The 19,140-nt window shown below is 34.8% G+C and carries 17 protein-coding genes and 1 pseudogene; all 18 read left to right on the top strand.

What is annotated here, in order from left to right:
- Positions 1–205 precede the first annotated feature (205 nt).
- On the top strand, positions 206–469 hold the full coding sequence (locus EKL95_RS12030; protein WP_126564293.1) for a hypothetical protein: 264 nt from the start codon (positions 206–208) through the stop codon (positions 467–469).
- Positions 470–478: 9 nt separating this feature from the next.
- Positions 479–1,348: an ABC transporter permease gene (locus tag EKL95_RS12025; RefSeq protein WP_126564292.1), complete on the top strand. Its 870-nt coding sequence runs from the start codon at positions 479–481 to the stop codon at positions 1,346–1,348.
- 627 nt (positions 1,349–1,975) lie between these two features.
- Entirely contained in the window at positions 1,976–3,304 is a 1,329-nt protein-coding gene (locus EKL95_RS12020; RefSeq protein WP_199736836.1) for a nucleotide sugar dehydrogenase, read from the top strand.
- A 38-nt stretch (positions 3,305–3,342) separates the two neighbouring features.
- The gene (locus EKL95_RS12015) at positions 3,343–3,768 is read left to right on the top strand and encodes an adenylyltransferase/cytidyltransferase family protein (RefSeq protein WP_126461356.1); all 426 of its coding nucleotides are present in this window, start codon (positions 3,343–3,345) and stop codon (positions 3,766–3,768) included.
- Between the two features lie 329 nt (positions 3,769–4,097).
- Positions 4,098–5,105 carry a mannose-1-phosphate guanylyltransferase gene (locus EKL95_RS12010; RefSeq protein WP_126555354.1) on the top strand — a complete coding sequence of 336 codons (1,008 nt, stop codon included), beginning with the start codon at positions 4,098–4,100 and terminating at the stop codon, positions 5,103–5,105.
- Between the two features lie 141 nt (positions 5,106–5,246).
- A pseudogene (locus EKL95_RS15235) lies at positions 5,247–5,381 on the top strand (GDP-L-fucose synthase); the annotation flags it as partial.
- Positions 5,382–5,670: 289 nt separating this feature from the next.
- Complete coding sequence (locus EKL95_RS11995) at positions 5,671–6,279, top strand: virulence RhuM family protein (RefSeq protein ID WP_126461350.1); 609 nt, start codon at positions 5,671–5,673, stop codon at positions 6,277–6,279.
- A gap of 96 nt (positions 6,280–6,375) precedes the next feature.
- Positions 6,376–7,215, top strand: a complete 840-nt coding sequence (gene rhuM / locus EKL95_RS11990; protein ID WP_126564291.1) for a RhuM family protein — start codon at positions 6,376–6,378, stop codon at positions 7,213–7,215.
- A 290-nt stretch (positions 7,216–7,505) separates the two neighbouring features.
- A complete protein-coding gene (locus EKL95_RS11985) occupies positions 7,506–7,844 on the top strand; it encodes a type II toxin-antitoxin system RelE/ParE family toxin (RefSeq protein ID WP_126564290.1) in 339 nt (112 codons plus the stop codon).
- Positions 7,845–7,846: 2 nt separating this feature from the next.
- Positions 7,847–8,146 carry a helix-turn-helix domain-containing protein gene (locus EKL95_RS11980; RefSeq protein ID WP_126461339.1) on the top strand — a complete coding sequence of 100 codons (300 nt, stop codon included), beginning with the start codon at positions 7,847–7,849 and terminating at the stop codon, positions 8,144–8,146.
- Positions 8,147–8,382: 236 nt separating this feature from the next.
- The gene (locus tag EKL95_RS11975) at positions 8,383–9,213 is read left to right on the top strand and encodes a virulence RhuM family protein (RefSeq protein ID WP_126564289.1); all 831 of its coding nucleotides are present in this window, start codon (positions 8,383–8,385) and stop codon (positions 9,211–9,213) included.
- Between the two features lie 179 nt (positions 9,214–9,392).
- Entirely contained in the window at positions 9,393–9,926 is a 534-nt protein-coding gene (locus EKL95_RS11970) for an ORF6N domain-containing protein (protein WP_126564288.1), read from the top strand.
- Between the two features lie 1,556 nt (positions 9,927–11,482).
- A complete protein-coding gene (locus EKL95_RS11965; RefSeq protein WP_126564287.1) occupies positions 11,483–13,894 on the top strand; it encodes an SLBB domain-containing protein in 2,412 nt (803 codons plus the stop codon).
- 216 nt (positions 13,895–14,110) lie between these two features.
- The gene (locus EKL95_RS11960; protein WP_126561798.1) at positions 14,111–15,172 is read left to right on the top strand and encodes a Wzz/FepE/Etk N-terminal domain-containing protein; all 1,062 of its coding nucleotides are present in this window, start codon (positions 14,111–14,113) and stop codon (positions 15,170–15,172) included.
- A gap of 17 nt (positions 15,173–15,189) precedes the next feature.
- Positions 15,190–16,227 (top strand): flavin reductase family protein, encoded by a 1,038-nt coding sequence (locus EKL95_RS11955; RefSeq protein ID WP_126561799.1) that lies wholly within the window; start codon positions 15,190–15,192, stop codon positions 16,225–16,227.
- A 19-nt stretch (positions 16,228–16,246) separates the two neighbouring features.
- Positions 16,247–17,017, top strand: coding sequence for a glucose-1-phosphate cytidylyltransferase (gene rfbF / locus EKL95_RS11950; protein WP_126561800.1), 771 nt, complete (start codon positions 16,247–16,249; stop codon positions 17,015–17,017).
- 1 nt (position 17,018) lies between these two features.
- Positions 17,019–18,101 (top strand): CDP-glucose 4,6-dehydratase, encoded by a 1,083-nt coding sequence (gene rfbG, locus EKL95_RS11945; RefSeq protein ID WP_199736835.1) that lies wholly within the window; start codon positions 17,019–17,021, stop codon positions 18,099–18,101.
- Positions 18,094–19,014 carry an NAD-dependent epimerase/dehydratase family protein gene (locus EKL95_RS11940; protein WP_126561801.1) on the top strand — a complete coding sequence of 307 codons (921 nt, stop codon included), beginning with the start codon at positions 18,094–18,096 and terminating at the stop codon, positions 19,012–19,014. Before rfbG ends, EKL95_RS11940 begins: the two co-directional genes overlap by 8 nt.
- Positions 19,015–19,140: the final 126 nt, after the last annotated feature.

Raw genomic sequence — 19,140 nt, 5'->3', positions numbered from 1 at the left:
AAAAACGGTTCTCGATACGCTTCGCACTCGAACTGACGTTTGGTATAATTTAAAACGGTTCTCGATACGCTTCGCACTCGAACTGACGTTTGGTATAATTTAAAACGGTTCTCGATACGCTTCGCACTCGAACTGACGTTTGGTATAATTACACATGATGTTCACGAATGTTTCCAGTCAATAAATTGCCACCACCGTAATCCGATTGATAAATGCCGTTCCTGCATGGAATGGCGTGGGTGTGTTGCAGGATTCGCAAGCAAAGAAAGTGTTTCTGGAGAACCATTTAAGTGGCGCTACTGTTCCGCACGATTCTGACGCGGCAAAAAAGAATTATGTGAACAAGTTGTTTTTTAAACAATACTTAATGCAAATTATTTATATTTGCTTCGTAAGAATTCAATTGAGTTTAGCAGTAGAAAACAAAACTTTTTTCGCACGGAAAGAACAACAAAAAGTAGCATTTTAGCATGAACCAATGAACGATTCCGAACAAAAAAACACCACTTGGCTGTTTGAAATAACACCTAAAAATAAATTTTTCTCCCTTAACCTGAAGGAAGTATGGCAGTATAGAGATTTGCTGCTGCTTTTTGTAAAAAGGGATGTGGTGACCGTCTATAAGCAAACGGTTTTAGGGCCACTTTGGTACCTTATACAACCGCTGTTTACCTCCATTACTTTTACTATTATTTTCAATAATGTTGCGGGTATCAATACCGGAACCGTGCCGCCTTTTTTGTTTAATTTGGCCGGGATTACCGTTTGGAATTACTTCACGGCCTGTCTCAATGGTACCTCGAATACCTTTGGCAGTAATGCAGGTATCTTTGGGAAAGTATATTTCCCTCGCATTATTGTACCGCTGTCTATTGTTGTTTCCAACTTATTGAAGTTTGGAATTCAATTTTTTATATTCATTTGTTTTTACGGCTATTATTATACCCAAGGAGCTGCCATAGGGATGAATACAGCGACTTTGTTTTTTCCACTACTGATCGTTATGATGGGAGTTTTAGGATTGGGACTGGGAATGTTTATCTCTTCCTTAGTCACTAAATACCGAGATTTTAGTAATTTGGTTGGTTTTGGAGTGCAATTATTGATGTATTTGTCCGCCGTGATGTACCCAATGGCACTAATCAAAGAAAAATTGCCGGATTACGGCTGGCTGATAACCTACAATCCCTTGGCGTATGTGATCGAAACGACACGATATATGCTGCTGGATGTTGGACACATATCTGTTTTGGGATTGGGATATACCTTTTTGATTACGGTACTGGTGTTCTTAGTGGGAGTTTTGATTTTTAACAGAACCGAAAAAAGTTTTATCGATACAGTGTAAAGAACACGGTCCTGATGAAAGGGTTCATTTTAGGATTGATTTTTTAGCCAGTAAGAAAAGTAAGAAAGTTAAGCTGTTGGGTATAATTAATTTTTGATGATAATTTTCCGTCAGTTCGAGTGATTCCGCTTTTGGGCGGGATCGTATCGAGAACAAGAAAATTTTAAATTAAAAACGGTTCTCGATACGCTTCGCACTCGAACTGACGTTTGGTATAATTACACGCAACGGGAATAAAAGTAAGTTTTTAAGGGTAACAAACCGTAATGCCTTACTGGTTCAAAAGGAAATATCCGTTCTTATCAAAAAACAAAAAGACGATACATTTATAGTATGGTACGGTATAGTTAAAGTCGGTTTGGTAGGGCGTCTTTTTTAGTCACTGATTTAGGTGATTTTTCATCTGGGTTTAAATGGATTTCGCAAATGGTTTGTATTGATTGCTAGTTATTTGTGTCTTTTTTTATGTTTTCTTGTGTTTCAGAGGAGAAATAAAAAATAAAACGGCAACATATTCTAGTTATATTTGCCTCTATTATCTATGACTTTTTCAGCTCATTAATGTGAGTTGAAGTCGCGAAGCGGTAGGTTAAAATGTACAATTCAATTGTAATTGTTTAAAAAAAAATGAATTCAAGTATAAAAATAGCGGTAATTGGATTAGGGTATGTCGGACTTCCATTGGCTCGATTATTTGCAACTCAATATGCTGTTGTGGGATTTGATATCAATGCCTCTCGGGTAGCATCCTTACAATCAGGCACGGATACTACACTGGAGATTTCGGATGAAGTATTACGCAAGGTATTAGTCTCAAGTTTTGTCTCCTCGAGCGCAGTTGAGAGGCAGAGCGCAGTCGAAAAATCGTCAGCTACAAACGGATTAATAGTATCTTCAGAAAGCACTGCTATTGCGGATTGCAATTATTACATCATCACGGTGCCAACTCCGGTAGACAAAAATAATCGTCCAGACTTAACGCCTTTGTACAAATCTTCTGAAACGGTGGGAAAGGTTTTAAAAAAAGGAGATATCGTTATCTACGAATCCACTGTTTATCCTGGTGTAACTGAGGAAGAATGTGTGCCTGTATTAGAAAAATTTTCAGGATTAAAATTCAATGTTGATTTTTTTGCCGGCTATTCCCCGGAACGAATTAATCCCGGAGACAAAGAACATACGGTCGAGAAAATTCTGAAAGTGACTTCTGGTTCCACGCCGGAGATCGGAATAAAAGTGAATGAATTATACCAATCTGTTATTACGGCAGGAACACATCTGGCTCCTTGTATAAAAGTGGCCGAAGCCGCCAAAGTAATTGAAAACTCACAGCGCGATATCAATATAGCGTTTGTAAACGAATTGGCCAAGATATTTAATTTAATGAATATTGATACGCATGCCGTTTTGGAAGCAGCGAGCACCAAATGGAATTTTCTGCCTTTCAAACCCGGATTAGTGGGCGGACATTGTATTGGGGTAGATCCCTATTATTTGGCACAACGCGCACAAGAATTTGGATATCATCCTGAAATTATATTAGCAGGAAGACGCCTAAATGACAGTATGGGAGAATATGTAGCGTCTCAAATTGTAAAATTGATGATCAAAAAGGGCATTTCTATAAATGGTGCGGCACTTTTAATGCTGGGCATCACCTTTAAAGAAAACTGTCCCGACGTGCGCAATACCAAAATTGTGGATGTAATCACTGCGTTAGCGGATTATGGCATTGTCATCACCATTTATGATCCCTTGGCAAACCCATCAGAAGTACAACACGAATACCAATTAGAAACAACCGCTACAGTGCCCAATAATAAATTTGATGCCATTGTGTTAGGAGTGGCGCATGCTGCCTTTTTAGCGATAGATTTGTCACAGTTACAAAAAGAAACTAGTGTGTTGTATGATGTAAAAGGAGTTTTAGGGGATGCAGTCGATGGGAGATTGTAAATAGTACCGTTCGGACTCAAACCATAATAGTAGAAAACATGAAAATAGGGATAACATTCAGTGCTTTTGATTTGTTGCATGCCGGACATATCAAAATGTTAGAGGAAGCAAAAGGACAGTGTGACTATTTAATTGCGGGACTGCAAACAGATCCTACTATCGATCGTCCTGAAAAAAACAGGCCTACCCAATCTGTGGTTGAACGCTATATTCAACTCAAAGGCTGTAAGCATGTAGATGAAATAGTTCCTTATGCAACAGAGCAAGATCTGGAGGATATTTTACGTGCGTTCAAAATTGATGTCCGCATCGTAGGAGATGAATATAAAGACAAGAATTTTACGGGACGAAACTACTGTGAAGAAAAAGGGATCGTGCTTTTTTTTAATATACGAGACCATCGCTTTTCAAGTAGCAGCTTGCGAAAAGAAGTCACAGAGAAAGAACTGATGAAAGAGAAGTAGTGTTTTTTAGTGAATGCTGAGTGGTGAAAAGTGGAGCTATAGAGGTTAGGGGCGTGTTTATGTTCTAAAATTCAAACATTTCATCCTCTCACTGTACTCTAAAGTATTCAAGTCATTACAGCAAAGAAGTTTGCGTTTAGTAGTCTTCATACTAAGTTTTTTAAGTCATTAACTCGAAACTTTAAAAAAGAAGCGAAAGAAAAGAAGGGAATTTAATTTGATTCCTGTCTAAATAAAAATATAATTAAAATAGTCGCCAATAGGCTGTTTTGTAAACCCCAAATCGAGGCGTCAAATCACTTATAAGCACTAATTGCACAAAAAACACTATGAAAAAACAGCCTGCAGTAACACATGTAATCCTTACCGGAGGAGTGGGAAGCCGATTGTGGCCGCTATCTCGCAAAAGTCAACCCAAACAATATTTAGATTTATTTGAAGGTAAATCGTTATTTGCAATGACCGTGGAGCGCAATCGTACTTTGGTGGACCAGATTATGGTTGTAGGAAATAGTGATAACTGTCATTTAAGTCGGCACGTTCTAGAAAAATCCAATACTCCATATATCGATATTGTTGAATCTACTCCGCGAAATACGGCTGCAGCCATCGCTTTTGCTGCACTAGCTTCTGATCCGGAGGCTATTTTAATCGTGACGCCCTCGGATCATATTATAGGCGATATGGAACACTATAATAAGGCGATTCAGGAAGCAGTAGAAAAGGCTTCTAACGGTTTTATTGTTACTTTCGGTATTATTCCGACGAAACCAGAAACGGGATACGGGTATATTGAGCGCAAGGGTGAGGATGTAGTTTCCTTCCGGGAAAAACCAAACCAAGTTACCGCGAGGGAATTTATCTCTAAAGGCAATTTTTTATGGAACAGCGGGATGTTTTGTTTCAAAGCAGGCATTTTTCTGGAGGAATTAAAGACCTATAATCCGGAAGTCTATGAAAAATCTAAAATTGCATGGGACAACAACAGTAATGGAAATCTAGATTTGGCTTTATCCATGGATATACCATCCATCAGTATTGATTATGCGGTAATGGAGCGCAGTAAAAAGATAAAAGTGGTCGTGTCTGAATTTTCATGGTCGGACTTGGGTTCTTTTGAATCGGTGTACGACTATTTAGTGGCAACGGGGCATCCTGTTGATCCCAATGGAAATATGGTGATTGGCAATACAAATTATACGGCGTTTGTGGGAATGAAAAACACTATTTTCGTCTATACGGATACTGCTAATTTGATTCTTCAAAAAAATAGTTCTCAAGATGTTAAGAATGTATACAATGCATTGGAACAGGAAAAACCGGAATTATTACAGTAATGGACACCGCCTCAAAAATATATATCGCAGGACACAATGGAATGGTGGGAAGTTCGTGCATCTATCCTAAATTGGCACCACAGCCCTTGAAAGAGGAATACTTGCTCACAGGTCCCTTGGAACCAGCAAACTGGACGGTACCCCAGAAAACTAATGGACATCTCCAAAATGCACGCACTAGGATGGAAACATCAGGTGCAGCTGGAAGAAGGAATCCAGAGAACCTACAATTGGTTTTTGGAGAATGTAAATGCATTTAAGCAAGTTAAGATGTAGGGAAAAGTTTAATCGGTTAAGAAAAGTTTAATCGGTTAGGAAAGGGTTAATCGCTTAATCGGTTAGGAAAGGGTTAATCGGTTAAGAAAAGGTTAATCGTTTAATCTATGAGAAAAAAGTTTAATCGATTAAGAAAGGTTTAATCGATTAACGAAATAGTAAACAATTAACCAGTTAAACACTTAACCCATTAACCATTTAAAGAAAAAAGTATAATCGGTTAACGAAATAGTAAACGATTAAGCAGTTAAACGATTAACCATTTAAAAAACCAAGCAAGCAGAAAATAATGCACAACGAAATAGTTATCTATCAGGCAGAAATGCTGTCAAGCCATATTGAGGTTCGCATAGAAGATGAGACTGTGTGGCTAACTCAATTACAAATGGTAGATTTATTTCAATCAACAAAACAAAATATTAGTCTCCATATTAATAATGTTTTCAAAGAAGGGGAACTAGACGAATTTTCAACTGTCAAGGAATACTTGACAGTTCAACAAGAAGGTTCTAGGAACATAAAGCGAAGAGTTAAGCTATACAATCTCGATGTGATTATTTCCGTCGGTTATAGAGTGAAGTCAAAAACGGGGACACAATTCAGGATATGGGCAACTAATACTTTGAAATCCTATTTGTTGAAAGGCTATGCGATTCAGAATAGAATTGAAAATATCGAGAAAAAGATTTTTGAGCATGACCAGAAAATTGAAATTTTGTTAAATACCTCTCTTCCCCTAAATCAAGGGATTTTCTATGATGGACAAATTTTCGATGCACATTCCTTTGTTTCCAGACTGATAAAATCTGCAAAAAAATCAATCCTTCTTATTGATAATTTCGTTGACGAAACTGTTTTAATACAGTTGTCAAAGAGAGAAAAAAGGTTAATCGGTTAAAAAAAAGGTTAATCGGTTAACGAAATAGTAAACGATTAACCAGTTAAACGATTAACCCATTAACCATTTAAAAAAAAACCAAGCAAGCAGAAAATAATGAACAACGAAATCATCATTTATCAATCTGAAATTCTGACAAGCCAAATTGAGGTTCGTATTGAAGATGATACGGTGTGGTTAAATCGAATTCAACTCGCTAATTTGTTTGATCGTGATATTAAAACTATAGGCAAGCATATTTCTAATGCACTCAAAGAAGAACTTGAAGGAATTCAAGTTGTCGCAAAATTTGCGACAACTGCTAGTGATGGTAAAACGTATCAAGTAGAGTTTTATAATTTGGACATGATTATGTCTTTAGGTTATAGAGTGAAATCAAATAGAGGGGTTCAGTTTCGTATTTGGGCAAATAAAATTCTGAAAAACTATCTGCTCAAAGGCTATGCTATTCATCATCGAATGGATGTTTTAGAAAAAAAAGTAGGTTCTTTGGAAAATAAAAACAATGAATTTGATTTGATTTTAAAAACAAATTTGTCTCCTAATCAAGGGATTTTCTATGATGGACAAATTTTCGATGCACATTCCTTTGTTTCCAGACTGATAAAATCTGCAAAAAAATCGATCCTTCTTATTGATAATTTCGTAGACGAAACTGTTTTAATACAGTTGTCAAAGAGAGAAAAAGGAGTTGGCGTTATTATTTACACAAAAGACATTACTAAACAGTTAAAACTCGATTTAGAGCGGTTCAATTCCCAATACGAACTTGTCGAAATTAAGCAATTTTCCAAATCACATGATCGTTTTTTGATAATCGATGAAACGGAAGTGTATCATATAGGAGCATCACTTAAAGACTTAGGCAAAAAATGGTTTGCTTTCTCAAAATTGAATATTGACCCTGCAACATTGCTTGGAAAATTATACGAGTAGTAGGAAAGGGTTAATCGTTTAAGAAAGGTTTAATCGGTTAAGAAAAGATTAATCGTTTAATCGATGAGAAAAGTTTAATCGTTTAAGAAAGGTTTAATCGGTTAATCGATGAGGAAAAAGTTTAATCGGTTAACGAAATAGTAAACTATTAACCAATTAAACTATCAGTCGTTCCTGCTAAAAAAAAAACAGCCTTTTAGGGTAACTATAGTGTGATAAAAATTTGTGTAGAAAGAAAAATAGACGTTAAATAAGTTGAAATAAGTTATCTTTTAAATTAACTTTGCAAGATGAGTAGACAGATAATCTTTTACGAGAATCACTTTCTTGACTTTTATAAAATTCAAGAAGATAAAGTAAAAGCTAAGATTAAAAATATTCTTGAACTGGTAATGCAAGTTGACAGAGTTCCTGAAAAATTTTTAAAACATTTGTCCGGAAGCGATGGAGTTTATGAAATAAGAGTTGAATATCAATCCAATATTTACAGAATATTTTGTTGTTTCGACAAAGGAAACGTAGTTGTGTTATTCAATGCCTTTCAAAAGAAAACTCAGAAAACTCCCAATAGCGAATTAGAAAAAGCAATACGATTGAGAAAAAAATATTTTTCAACTAAAACAAATTAGACATGGACAAATATAGCCACATAACTAATTTTGATCAACTTATTGAAGTTGAACACGGAAAAATTGGAACAGAAAGCAGAAATAAATATGAGGAACACACTCAAATGTTTATTATCAGCGAAATGCTGAAGCAAGCAAGAAAAGAAGCAAAAATGACACAGGAACAGCTTGCCGAAAAGACAGGGACTAAAAAAAGTTATATTTCTAAAATTGAAAATGGAAAAGGAAATATTCAAATTTCAACACTGATTCGACTTTTTGAATTAGGATTAAACAAACGAATAGGATTGACATTTTTATAAATCAGTACATCTCACTACAATTTGTTCAGGTCATGCTTTTAAAAGACCGGCTTTAAATTTGGAATCCAGGTAGTTTGCCTTATGGATTAACCATTTAAAGAAAAAAGGTTTAATCGGTTAAGAAAAGTGTAATCGGTTAGGAAAGGTTTAATCGTTTAAGAAAGGTTTAATCGGTAAACGATTAAGCAGTTAAACGATTAACCATTTAAAAACAACAACCAAGCAAGCAGAAAATAATGAACAACGAAATAGTTATCTATCAGTCTGAAATTCTATCAAGCCATATTGAGGTTCGAATTGAAGATGAGACCGTATGGTTAACGCAGTTGCAAATGTCAGCCTTATTTCAAACGACTCGAAACAACATCACGTTGCACATTGGAAACCTATTTAAAGAGCAAGAGTTAGAAGCAGGTTCAGTTAGTAAGGATTTCTTACTAACTGCTTCTGATGGCAAAAAATACAAAACAAAGCTATACAATCTCGATGTGATTATTTCCGTCGGTTATAGAGTGAAGTCAAAAACGGGGACACAATTCAGGATATGGGCAACTAATACTTTGAAATCCTATTTGTTAAAAGGCTATGCGATTCAGAATAGAATTGAAAATATCGAGAAAAAGATTTTCGAGCATGACCAGAAAATTGAAATTTTGTTAAATACCTCTCTTCCCCTAAATCAAGGGATTTTCTATGATGGACAAATTTTCGATGCACATTCCTTTGTTTCCAGACTGATAAAATCTGCAAAAAAATCGATCCTTCTTATTGATAATTTCGTAGACGAAACTGTTTTAATACAGTTGTCAAAGAGAGAAAAAGGAGTTGGCGTTATTATTTACACAAAAGACATTACTAAACAGTTAAAACTCGATTTAGAGCGGTTCAATACCCAATACGAACTTATCGAAATTAAGGAATTCGCTAAATCACATGATCGTTTTTTGATAATCGATGAAACGGAAGTATATCATATAGGAGCATCACTTAAAGACTTAGGCAAAAAATGGTTTGCTTTCTCAAAATTGAATATTGACCCTGCAACATTGCTTGGAAAATTATACTAGTAGTAGGAAAGGGTTAATCGTTTTAAGAAAAGTTTAATCGGTTAAGAAAAGATTAATCGTTTAATCGATGAGAAAAGTTTAATCGGTTAGGAAAGGGTTAATCGTTTAATCGGTTAACGAAATAGTAAACGATTAACCAGTTAAACGATTAACCAATTAACCAATGAAAAGAACTAGATATGGATTTAAGTTTATTTCAATCAAAAATTTATGAACTTCGTGGAGTAAAAGTTATGCTTGACTTTGATTTAGCATCACTATATGAAGTGGAAACAAGAAGTTTAAAACAATCAGTGCGTAGAAACGATTATCGATTTCCTGATGATTTTATGTTTCAACTCAATAAAATAGAATGGCAGGAGCTTATCACAAATTGTGATAACCTACCAGAATCAATAAAGTTTAGCCCTCAAACCCCATTTGCTTTCAGTGAACAAGGAGTTGCAATGCTTAGTACGGTTTTAAAATCTAAAAAAGCAGTTGAAACTAATATCGCCATTATGCGTGCCTTTGTAGAAATCAGAAAAACAATTAGTTTGCAAAGTCATCTTTCTGAACAAATCATGGAATTGAAAAATGATTTGGAACAACGCCTTGGAGAACACGATGTACAATTGATGGAAATTTATACTGTAATGGATCAATTTATTGAAGAAAAAATAGAGCAAAAGAAATGGGAAAATCGAAAAAACTGGGATATAAATAAACGTTAAAGGAAAAAGGTTTAATCGATGAGAAAAGTTTAATCGGTTAGGAAAGGTTTAATCGATGAGAAAAAGGTTTAATCGGTTAGGAAAGGGTTAATCGGTTAATCGATGAGAAAAGTTTAATCGGTTAGGAAAGGTTTAATCGGTTAATCGATGAGAAAAGTTTAATCGGTTAGGAAAGGTTTAATCGGTTAAGAAAAGGTTAATCGTTTAATCGATGAGAAAAAGGTTTAATCGGTTAACGAAATAGTAAACGATTAACCAGTTAAACGATTAACCAATTAACCATTTAAAGGAAAAGATTTAATCGGTTAAGAAAAGATTAATTGTAAACCTTTTTATTTCTAATGCTATAAAAATTGCTACTTTTGCGCAAGCCGCACAAAATAACTGTAAAATGGGATTTTGAGCAGCGAAGCTTTTATAAAAATAAAGAATTGGGTGTAGCGGTTCGTTTCGTTATTAGGTAATAGTGTTCTCCTTTAGAATTTAAAATACTTGAAAAACAATTATGGAAATAATAGGTACTGCCGTAGTGTCCTTTTAATCCTCTTTCATTCTGTCCAGATAAGCGCTCAGGATATATTAAAAACTGCCGATTGGAGTACTCCGCCAGTAGACAATTTATCAGATGCTGCTCTCGAAAAGAGCAGAGCTTAGTTGCAAAGCAACAATATGACTATTCATCAGGCCGAACCTCTAGCTTTATCGACAGGAATGCCCGCTTCAGAATTTACTAAATTACGCGTTTGCTTAATCGTACCGCTTTCAAAAAAAATCGGAAAAAGCTCCCTTAACAACGGATACCACTAATTTGATTTTGCAAAAAGAAAGGTCTCAGGATGTTAAGAATTTTATAGTCAATTGGAGAGAGAATTCCGATTTATTGGATTAAAAAAATACAAATCGAGATAATTTTAGGATTTAATAAACTAATAATTAAAACTTTTGACACAGATTTGTGGTACAGAATAAAATTAAGATAGAGAAAATAGAACTTCCTACAATAAAAACGATAAAGAGTTGTTTGTTTTATTCTAGTTAACCCCTTGGGTGTAATTCAATTTGTTTAATTTTTTGACCACATAGAAACATAAGTAAGTCGAAAGTTTAAAAGTCGTAAAGTCAAAAGAATTAACTTTAAGTAAAACAGCTTTAAATTATATTGTTACATAATTTTATCTTGATTTTAAAATACGACATTATACCATGGTTATTACTTCTATTTTAAAATTACGTGCTGTGCATCAATTTTTTCTTTAAGATTAATGGGAATTTATTCATTACGCCCAACGGGTTTCTTGTTATTTAAAAAATAGTATAAGTAGCACGAAAAATATATTGTCGCAATTATTAAAAAGAGTTTTCTGCCACAGATTGGATGAATTAAAACGATTTTTAAAGCTGCGTGGCGAATTAATCTGTGCCGATCTTTGAAATTTATGGCAAAGAAATATAGAATTTTAGTAAAACACGACATTAAATTTTAGTTATTACTTATTTAAAAAAATAGTACTTAAAATATTTCGAATTAAAAAAATACACATTTTTACACATTACTTATGAGAAAAATAATTGTTGCTCTTTTATTGTTGTTTGCTTTTTTCCAATCTTCCCACGTACTTGCACAGGACTTGTTAAAAAGTACTGATTTGAGTACTTTAAAAGTGGATAATTTGATCGATAGCGACATCGCAAAAATAAAAACTCAGCTGCAAACAAACAATATGACGATTGAACAAGCAGAACCTATGGCTCTAGCCAAAGGAATGCCCGCTTCGGAGTTTGCTAAATTAAGAACTCGAATTGCTGGTCTGTCCTTGCAAACAGGCGTTTCAAACACTAGTAATTCCAGTGATACGGAAGATAGAAAACAAGAAAAAATCGTCAATACGAAAGTAAAAGATACCCTAAATGCTTTAATTTTTGGTTCGGAGCTTTTCGATAATCCTACCTTAAATTTTGAACCTAATTTAAAATTGGCTACGCCTGTAAATTACGTGTTGGGACCCGGTGATGAAGTGCAGGTTAGTGTGTATGGAGTACAAGAATTTAATGCTAGTATTCCGGTATCTACAGAGGGTAAAATAACCATTCAATATGTAGGTCAGATTTCCGTTTCCGGAATGACGATTGAGGCTGCTACCCAAAAAATAAAAGGTGCAATCGCAAGAGTGTATAGCACAGTGGGATCAGGACAATCTCAAGTCGCAGTGACTTTAAGTCGCATCAGAACGATTAGAGTTACTATAATTGGCAGTAAGCAACCGGGTAATTATTCGATATCTTCTTTGGCAACCGTTTATAATGCGTTATTTTTAGGAGGTGGCCCGGGAAAAAACGGCAGTTACAGAAATATTGAATTGTTAAGGGATAATAAAGTATACAAAAACATTGATATTTACCGCTTCCTTGTCAATGGAAATCAATCGGATAATGTGGGATTAAAGGATAATGATGTCATTCGAATTCCGGCCTACAATCAAAGGGTCACCGTCGAGGGACAGGTAAAACGTCCTGGTATTTTTGAAATGAAAAAAGGGGAGACATTTGCAGATTTACTGTCTTTTGCGTCAGGATTCAATGAATTGGCGTATACTGCTTCGGTGAATGTATTGCAAAAAACAGCTAAAGAATTTAAAGTTCGAGATGTAAAATTCGCAGAATTTAATACTTATAAACCGTTGTCCGGGGATGTGTTTAGAGTGACTAAAATTCTGAATCGTTTTGAAAACCGTATCAAAATTGACGGTGCTGTTTTTAGACCGGATACCTATTCTTTTTATGAAGGAATGCGTGTTTCCGATTTGATTGCAAAGGCGGAAGGTCTAAAAGAAGATGCGTATAGCAACAGAGCGAGAATCATTCGACTACAATCGGATTTGACCACGGAAATAGTCAATGTAAATTTAGCCAAAGCCTTAGCAGGGGATCTAGAAGCGGATGTTGCATTATTTAAAGAAGACATCGTAACGGTGTATTCAATTTTAGATTTTGTTGAAGACTTTAAAATAACCATTGATGGTGAGATTAAAAAACCAGGTGTTTATCAGTATCATGAAAACTTAACCTTAAATGATCTATTGGTTCAAGCTGGTGGATTAACAGGATCGGCTTCTAAGAGAGTTGAGGTAGCAAGAATGATTCAATCGGAAGAAATAGACGATGCCAATCCGAATAAAGCGGAACTATTTAATATCGAAATTACGGCTGATAACAATGAACAGTTAAAGAACTTTGATTTGAAGCCTTTTGATGTGGTGAATATCCGTAAAATGGCGGTGTATGATAAACCAAAAATGGTCACTATTAGCGGAGCGGTCCATTATTCCGGGAAATATGTTTTGGCAACTAAAAAAGACAAAGTCTATGATATTGTTGCACGAGCAGGTGGCTTGACATCAGTTGCCAATATAGAGGGCGTTAAGATCAAGAGACCCATTCAAGCCGAACAAATAGAAGCATTGGAAAATGTAAATATGAATTTGGGTAAAAAAGACAGTATCCAAAACAAGCTCACTAAAAAACTAAAAGAAGATTTAAAATTTGCCACCATACCAGTGGATTGGAAAGCCATTGTTGAAAATCCAAAAAGCAACACCAATGTAACTTTGTTTCCCGGAGATGAGATTGAAGTGGCTACTTACAATGAAGGGGTTAAAGTGGCAGGTAATGTATTGTTAACTTCGGAGATTCCTTATACAAAAGGAAAAGGATTTAATTATTACTTAGATGCTGTTGGTGGTATCGATGCCAAGGGCTGGAAGAAAAAAGCCTATATTATTTATCCAAATGGTAAAGCAGATGTAGTAAGTTCTTTCTTATTCATAAAAACGTATCCTAAAGTGACTGCAGGTTCTCAAATTATAGTGCCAGAAAAACCGGAAGTTAAAAAAATGAGTGCCGGGGAATGGGTAGGAATAGGAAGTGTAATGTCAAGTTTAGCGTTACTTATTTTGACCGCTTTTAAGTAGGTATCTTTAGTTTTTGCTCTAGTCCTAAAGGGAATCGAAAATTCAGCACTTTATATTTTTGAACCAGATCCAAAGGAAATGAAAAATCAATAATCTACTTCTCGATACAATTTTATGCAACTGCTGTCGCTATTTTATAAAATCACTCGAAGTGACCCCTCGATAAAAACTCGGGGCAGGCTGATTAACAGACAACGGATAACAGAAAACCGAAAAATGAACGAACAAATACCAAACGATGAAATATCGTTAAAAGAACTTATTGAAAAAGGAAGCGAATGGTTTTCCTATTTGCTTGGGCAATGGAAAATTATTGTTTTAGCAGGAGTTATAGGGGCAGCTTTAGGCTTGGCCTATTCTTTTATAAAAAAACCGGTATATACCGCAACACTATCCTTCGCACTAGAAGATGAGAAGACAGGTGGTGGCTTGGGAGGAGCCTTAGGTTTGGCGAGTTCATTTGGTATAGATCTTGGCGGCGGAGGAGGAAGTATTTTTACCGGATCTAATTTGACCGAGTTGTTCAAGTCCCGCGCTATGGTGGAGCAAACTTTGTTGAGTCCCGTTGTAGTGGATGGAAAAACCATTTCTTTGGCGGAGATGTACATACAAAATCAGGGCTGGAGGGAAAAGTGGAATGACAAACCAAAATTTGCAACCATCCAGTTTTTACCCGATACCAAGCGTACCCATTTTACCCGAGTACATGACAGTATCTTGGGTGTGGTATATCAAGATTTGTCTAAAACGGGATTATCCGTAGGACAAAAAGATAAAAAGATTGCTATTATTAACATAGATGTCTCTTCTACTAATGAATTGTTCTCCAAGTATTTTACGGAAGCCCTTGTCAAAGAAGTTTCTGATTTTTATGTCACGACCAAAAGTAAAAAGGCCCGCATGAATATGGATGTTCTGGAACGACAAACGGATTCCATTCGTGGCGAACTTAACGGAGCTATTACGGGTGTGGCTGTTGCCAATGACAATACTTTTGGATTGAATCCTGCTATGAATGTACGGCGCGCTCCTTCTGCTAGAAGACAGGTGGATGTACAGGCTAATACCGCTATACTAACGGAATTAGTCAAACAAAGTGAATTGGCGAAAGTGACTTTACGGAAGGAAACGCCATTAATCCAAGTCATTGATCGACCTATTTTGCCTTTGAAGAAAGAAAAATTTGGGAAAGTAAAAGGTTTGGTATTAGGTGGGTTTCTGGCGGGTTTTTTAGTGGTATTGGGTTTGATTGTGAGGAGGATATTAAAGATGATATAACAAGTCCTATTTGTTTTATGGCAATGAAAAATTATACGTTAAAAATTCAAGAGATTAGAAAAGAAACAAAAGACACGATAACACTTTGTTTCAAACAGCCGGGCTTGCGTAAAATTAAATATCAAGCTGGGCAATATCTTACTTTATCTTTACAAATTAATGGAAGAAAATATACAAGACCTTATTCTTTTTCTTCATCTCCTTTGGTAGATTCATTATTAGAGACGACCATAAAACGGATTCCGGATGGGATTTTTTCCAATCACATCCATGATACTATTCAGGTAGGAGATATGGTCGAGGTGATGGAGCCAATGGGAGATTTTGTTCATGTTACTAACGAAACGATTAACCGAATTTATTTTTGGGGTGTCGGCAGCGGTATCACACCTTTGTTATCGATACTAAAGGAAGTTTTAATTTCAAATCCATTGGTTCAAGTGAATCTCATCTATGGGAATAAGAATTTTGAATCGACTATATTTTTAGATACAATTAATCAATTACTTGTGCAGTATGAAAGTCAGCTTAAGGTGTGGCATTTTCATACTCAATACACTCATGATAAAAAAAATCATTTTGTAAAATGTGGTCGAATTAACCAAGAGTTCATACTTCATTTACTTAAAGATGTAGTTATTGAAAAAACAGCGCATTATATATGCGGTCCAGTTGATTTAAAAAACACGATTAAAGAAGCGTTGGCTGTTTTAGAATGTCCTAAGGCAACTATTTTTTCAGAAGATTTCGAATTGGTCAAAAATCCAAAAGATTTTGAGGATATACTTACGCAGCACGTTAATATTCGTTTTCAAGGAAACGATACTTTAGTGGAAGTACTGAAAGGGAAAAGTATTTTAGAATCGGCTTTAGATGCTGGAATTGAATTGCCTTATTCCTGTCAAACCGGGAGTTGCAATACCTGCAAAGGGAAATTAAAAGAAGGTAATATGCGCATGATTGGATTGACAAAAGAGCGGAAAGATTTAAAAAAAGAAGATTACTTATTGTGTTGCAGTCATCCATTGACGGATGATGTATGTGTAGAAATTTAAAAATTATAAAAAAATAAAAATGAAGGTAGTTATACTAGCTGGTGGTTTAGGAACAAGGCTATCAGAAGAAACGGTTTTGAGACCAAAACCGATGGTAGAAATAGGAGGAATGCCTATACTTTGGCATATTATGAAAATTTATTCTTCGTATGGTTACAATGATTTTGTGATCTGTTTGGGGTATAAAGGCTACGTGATTAAAGAATATTTTGCTAATTATTTCATGCACAAATCGGATGTAACTATTGATTTAAAAAACAACTCGGTTAAAGTGCATGAATCGGAAGCGGAACCTTGGACCATTACTTTGGTAGATACAGGAATAAATTCTATGACAGGAGGACGTATCAAACGTATTCAAAAACACATAGGCAACGAACCTTTTTTACTTACTTATGGAGATGGTGTTTCGAATGTAAATATTAAAGATTTAGTAACGACACATCAAAAAAACGGAAAGCTTTGTACTGTAACTTCAGTTCAACCTTCCGGACGTTTTGGGGCTTTAAATTTGGGATCTGAAAATCAAGTAGATTCTTTTCTAGAAAAGCCGAAAGGAGATGGAGCTTGGATTAATGGCGGCTTTTTTGTTTGCCAGCCGGAAGTTTTTGATTACATAGAAGGGGATAGTACCGTTTTTGAAAAAGCACCAATGGAACGTTTGGCTGGCGATGGACAAATGGGAGCACATTTACATGAAGGCTACTGGAAACCCATGGACACTCTTAGGGATAAGGTAGAATTAGAGGAAAGCTGGGAGTCTAATACGGCACCTTGGAAAACTTGGTAATATGATGTTTGAAAAATTACAAGAAATATATAAAGGTAAAAAAGTTTTTTTAACGGGTCATACCGGTTTTAAAGGCGCGTGGATGTTGAAGACTTTATCTCTTTTAGGAGCTGATGTAAAAGGTTATGCCTTAGCGCCACAAACCAAAGATGATTTGTTTCATTTAATTGAAGGTGATACTATTTGTACTTCCGTTATTGCCGATTTAAGAGATAAAAAACGTTTGGAAGAAGAGATTGTGAACTTTCAACCAGATTTTGTTTTTCATTTGGCCGCACAACCTTTGGTGCGTTTGTCTTATGAAATTCCTGCAGAAACTTTTGAAGTTAATGTGATTGGTACTGCGAATGTGTTAGATGGGGTTCGTTTATTAGAAAAACGGTGTGTAGTAGTTTTAATAACTACAGATAAAGTCTATCACAATAAGGAATGGATTTATCCTTACAGAGAAAATGATAGATTAGGAGGTTATGATCCGTATAGTGCTAGTAAAGCCTGTGCCGAATTGGTGATTGATTCCTATAGAAATTCATTTTTTAATATAAAGACTTACGAGATTCATCAAAAAGCAATTGCGGTAGCAAGAGCTGGAAATGTAATTGGAGGTGGAGATTGGTCTATGGATCGTCTAATTCCAGATATTGCCAAAGCTTTTGCAACAGAAAAACCGGTTGTGATACGAAACCCCAATTCAGTAAGGCCTTGGCAACATGTTTTAGAACCGGTTGTAGGGTATTTATTATTGGGTGCAAATTTAGCAGCTGAGGGAGTAAAATTTAGTCAAGCGTATAATTTCGGTCCAAATATTTCAGATGCACTTTCGGTAGAGGAAATGTTAAAACTAGCTACTTCAAGCTGGGGGAAAGGAGCGTATATAGTTGAGATGGAAGTAGGACAACCTCATGAAGCTGGTTTGCTGAAATTAGATATTAGTAAAACGATTTCAGAATTGAAATGGCAACCTAAAAAAAATGCACAGCAAGCAGTAGGCATGACAATGGATTGGTATAGTAAATTTGCGAAGGATAAAGAGAATATTTCTAAATATACTAGTCAACAAATAAATGATTTTTTAAATGATTAAAAATATTTTATTGACTGGTGGAACAGGGTTTTTAGGAAGTCATATCTTAAAAAGCTTGTTAAATTTAAATTATAATGTCATTGTTTTAGTTCGTAATAGTTCTGATTTATATCGAATTGAAAATTTAAGACAAAAAATCCAGTTATTCTACTTAAATGAAAATCATAAAAATTTAGGGGATTTGTTTTTAAATAATTTAATAGATACGATCATTCATACAGCGACTGAATATGGTAGAGGTTGTTCATTATCTTCAATATTAGAAACTAATTTAATTTTTCCTATTAAATTAATTGAAGAGGGAATTAAAAAGGATTTGAAATTATTTATTAATACAGATACTTTTTTTGGGAAACCAGTGTATAAAGAATCATCCTATTTAAATGAATATACTATTTCAAAGAAATATTTTTTAGATTATTTATCTGATCCTAAAAGAAATCTAAAAATTGTGAATATGCGTTTGGAACATATTTTTGGTGAAAATGATTCTGATAACAAATTTGTAACCAGTATTTTAATTCAGTTGATCCAAAATAAGCAGGAGGTTTTATTGACAGATGGATTACAAAAAAGAGATTTTATTTATATAGATGATGTTGTAAATGCTTATTTAAAGGTACTAGAGAGCAATGAACATCTCGAAAATTTTACTGAATTTGAAGTAGGAAGAGGAGAGTCGATAAAGGTTAGGTATTTCGTCCAAACATTATCTGAAATTATTCATTCAAAATCCGAATTGAAATTTGGAGCTATAGGAACAAGAGAAGGAGAAATTCAAGATTCTGTAGCTAAGCTATCTAAATTAAAAGAAATAGGTTGGGAATTTAAATACGATATTAAACAAGCAATTCAACGAATGGTTGAATTTGAAGTAGAAAAACGAAGTATTTCTAATAAAAATCCCGATTAATTTTTTTTTAAAAATACGTACTGAATGTCTTAGGAATAATGAAATTCTATTAAACTTCAATTATTAGATGTTTTTATTGTTACTGATTTAAAGCAGGTAGTACGTTTTTTTGAAGAGTATAAATAC

It is taken from the genome of Flavobacterium sp. LB2P53, from assembly GCF_003970305.1.
GTDB lineage: Bacteria > Bacteroidota > Bacteroidia > Flavobacteriales > Flavobacteriaceae > Flavobacterium.
The sequence above is the reverse complement of the archived record's forward strand: the minus strand, read 5'-3'. Positions and strand labels throughout refer to the sequence as shown.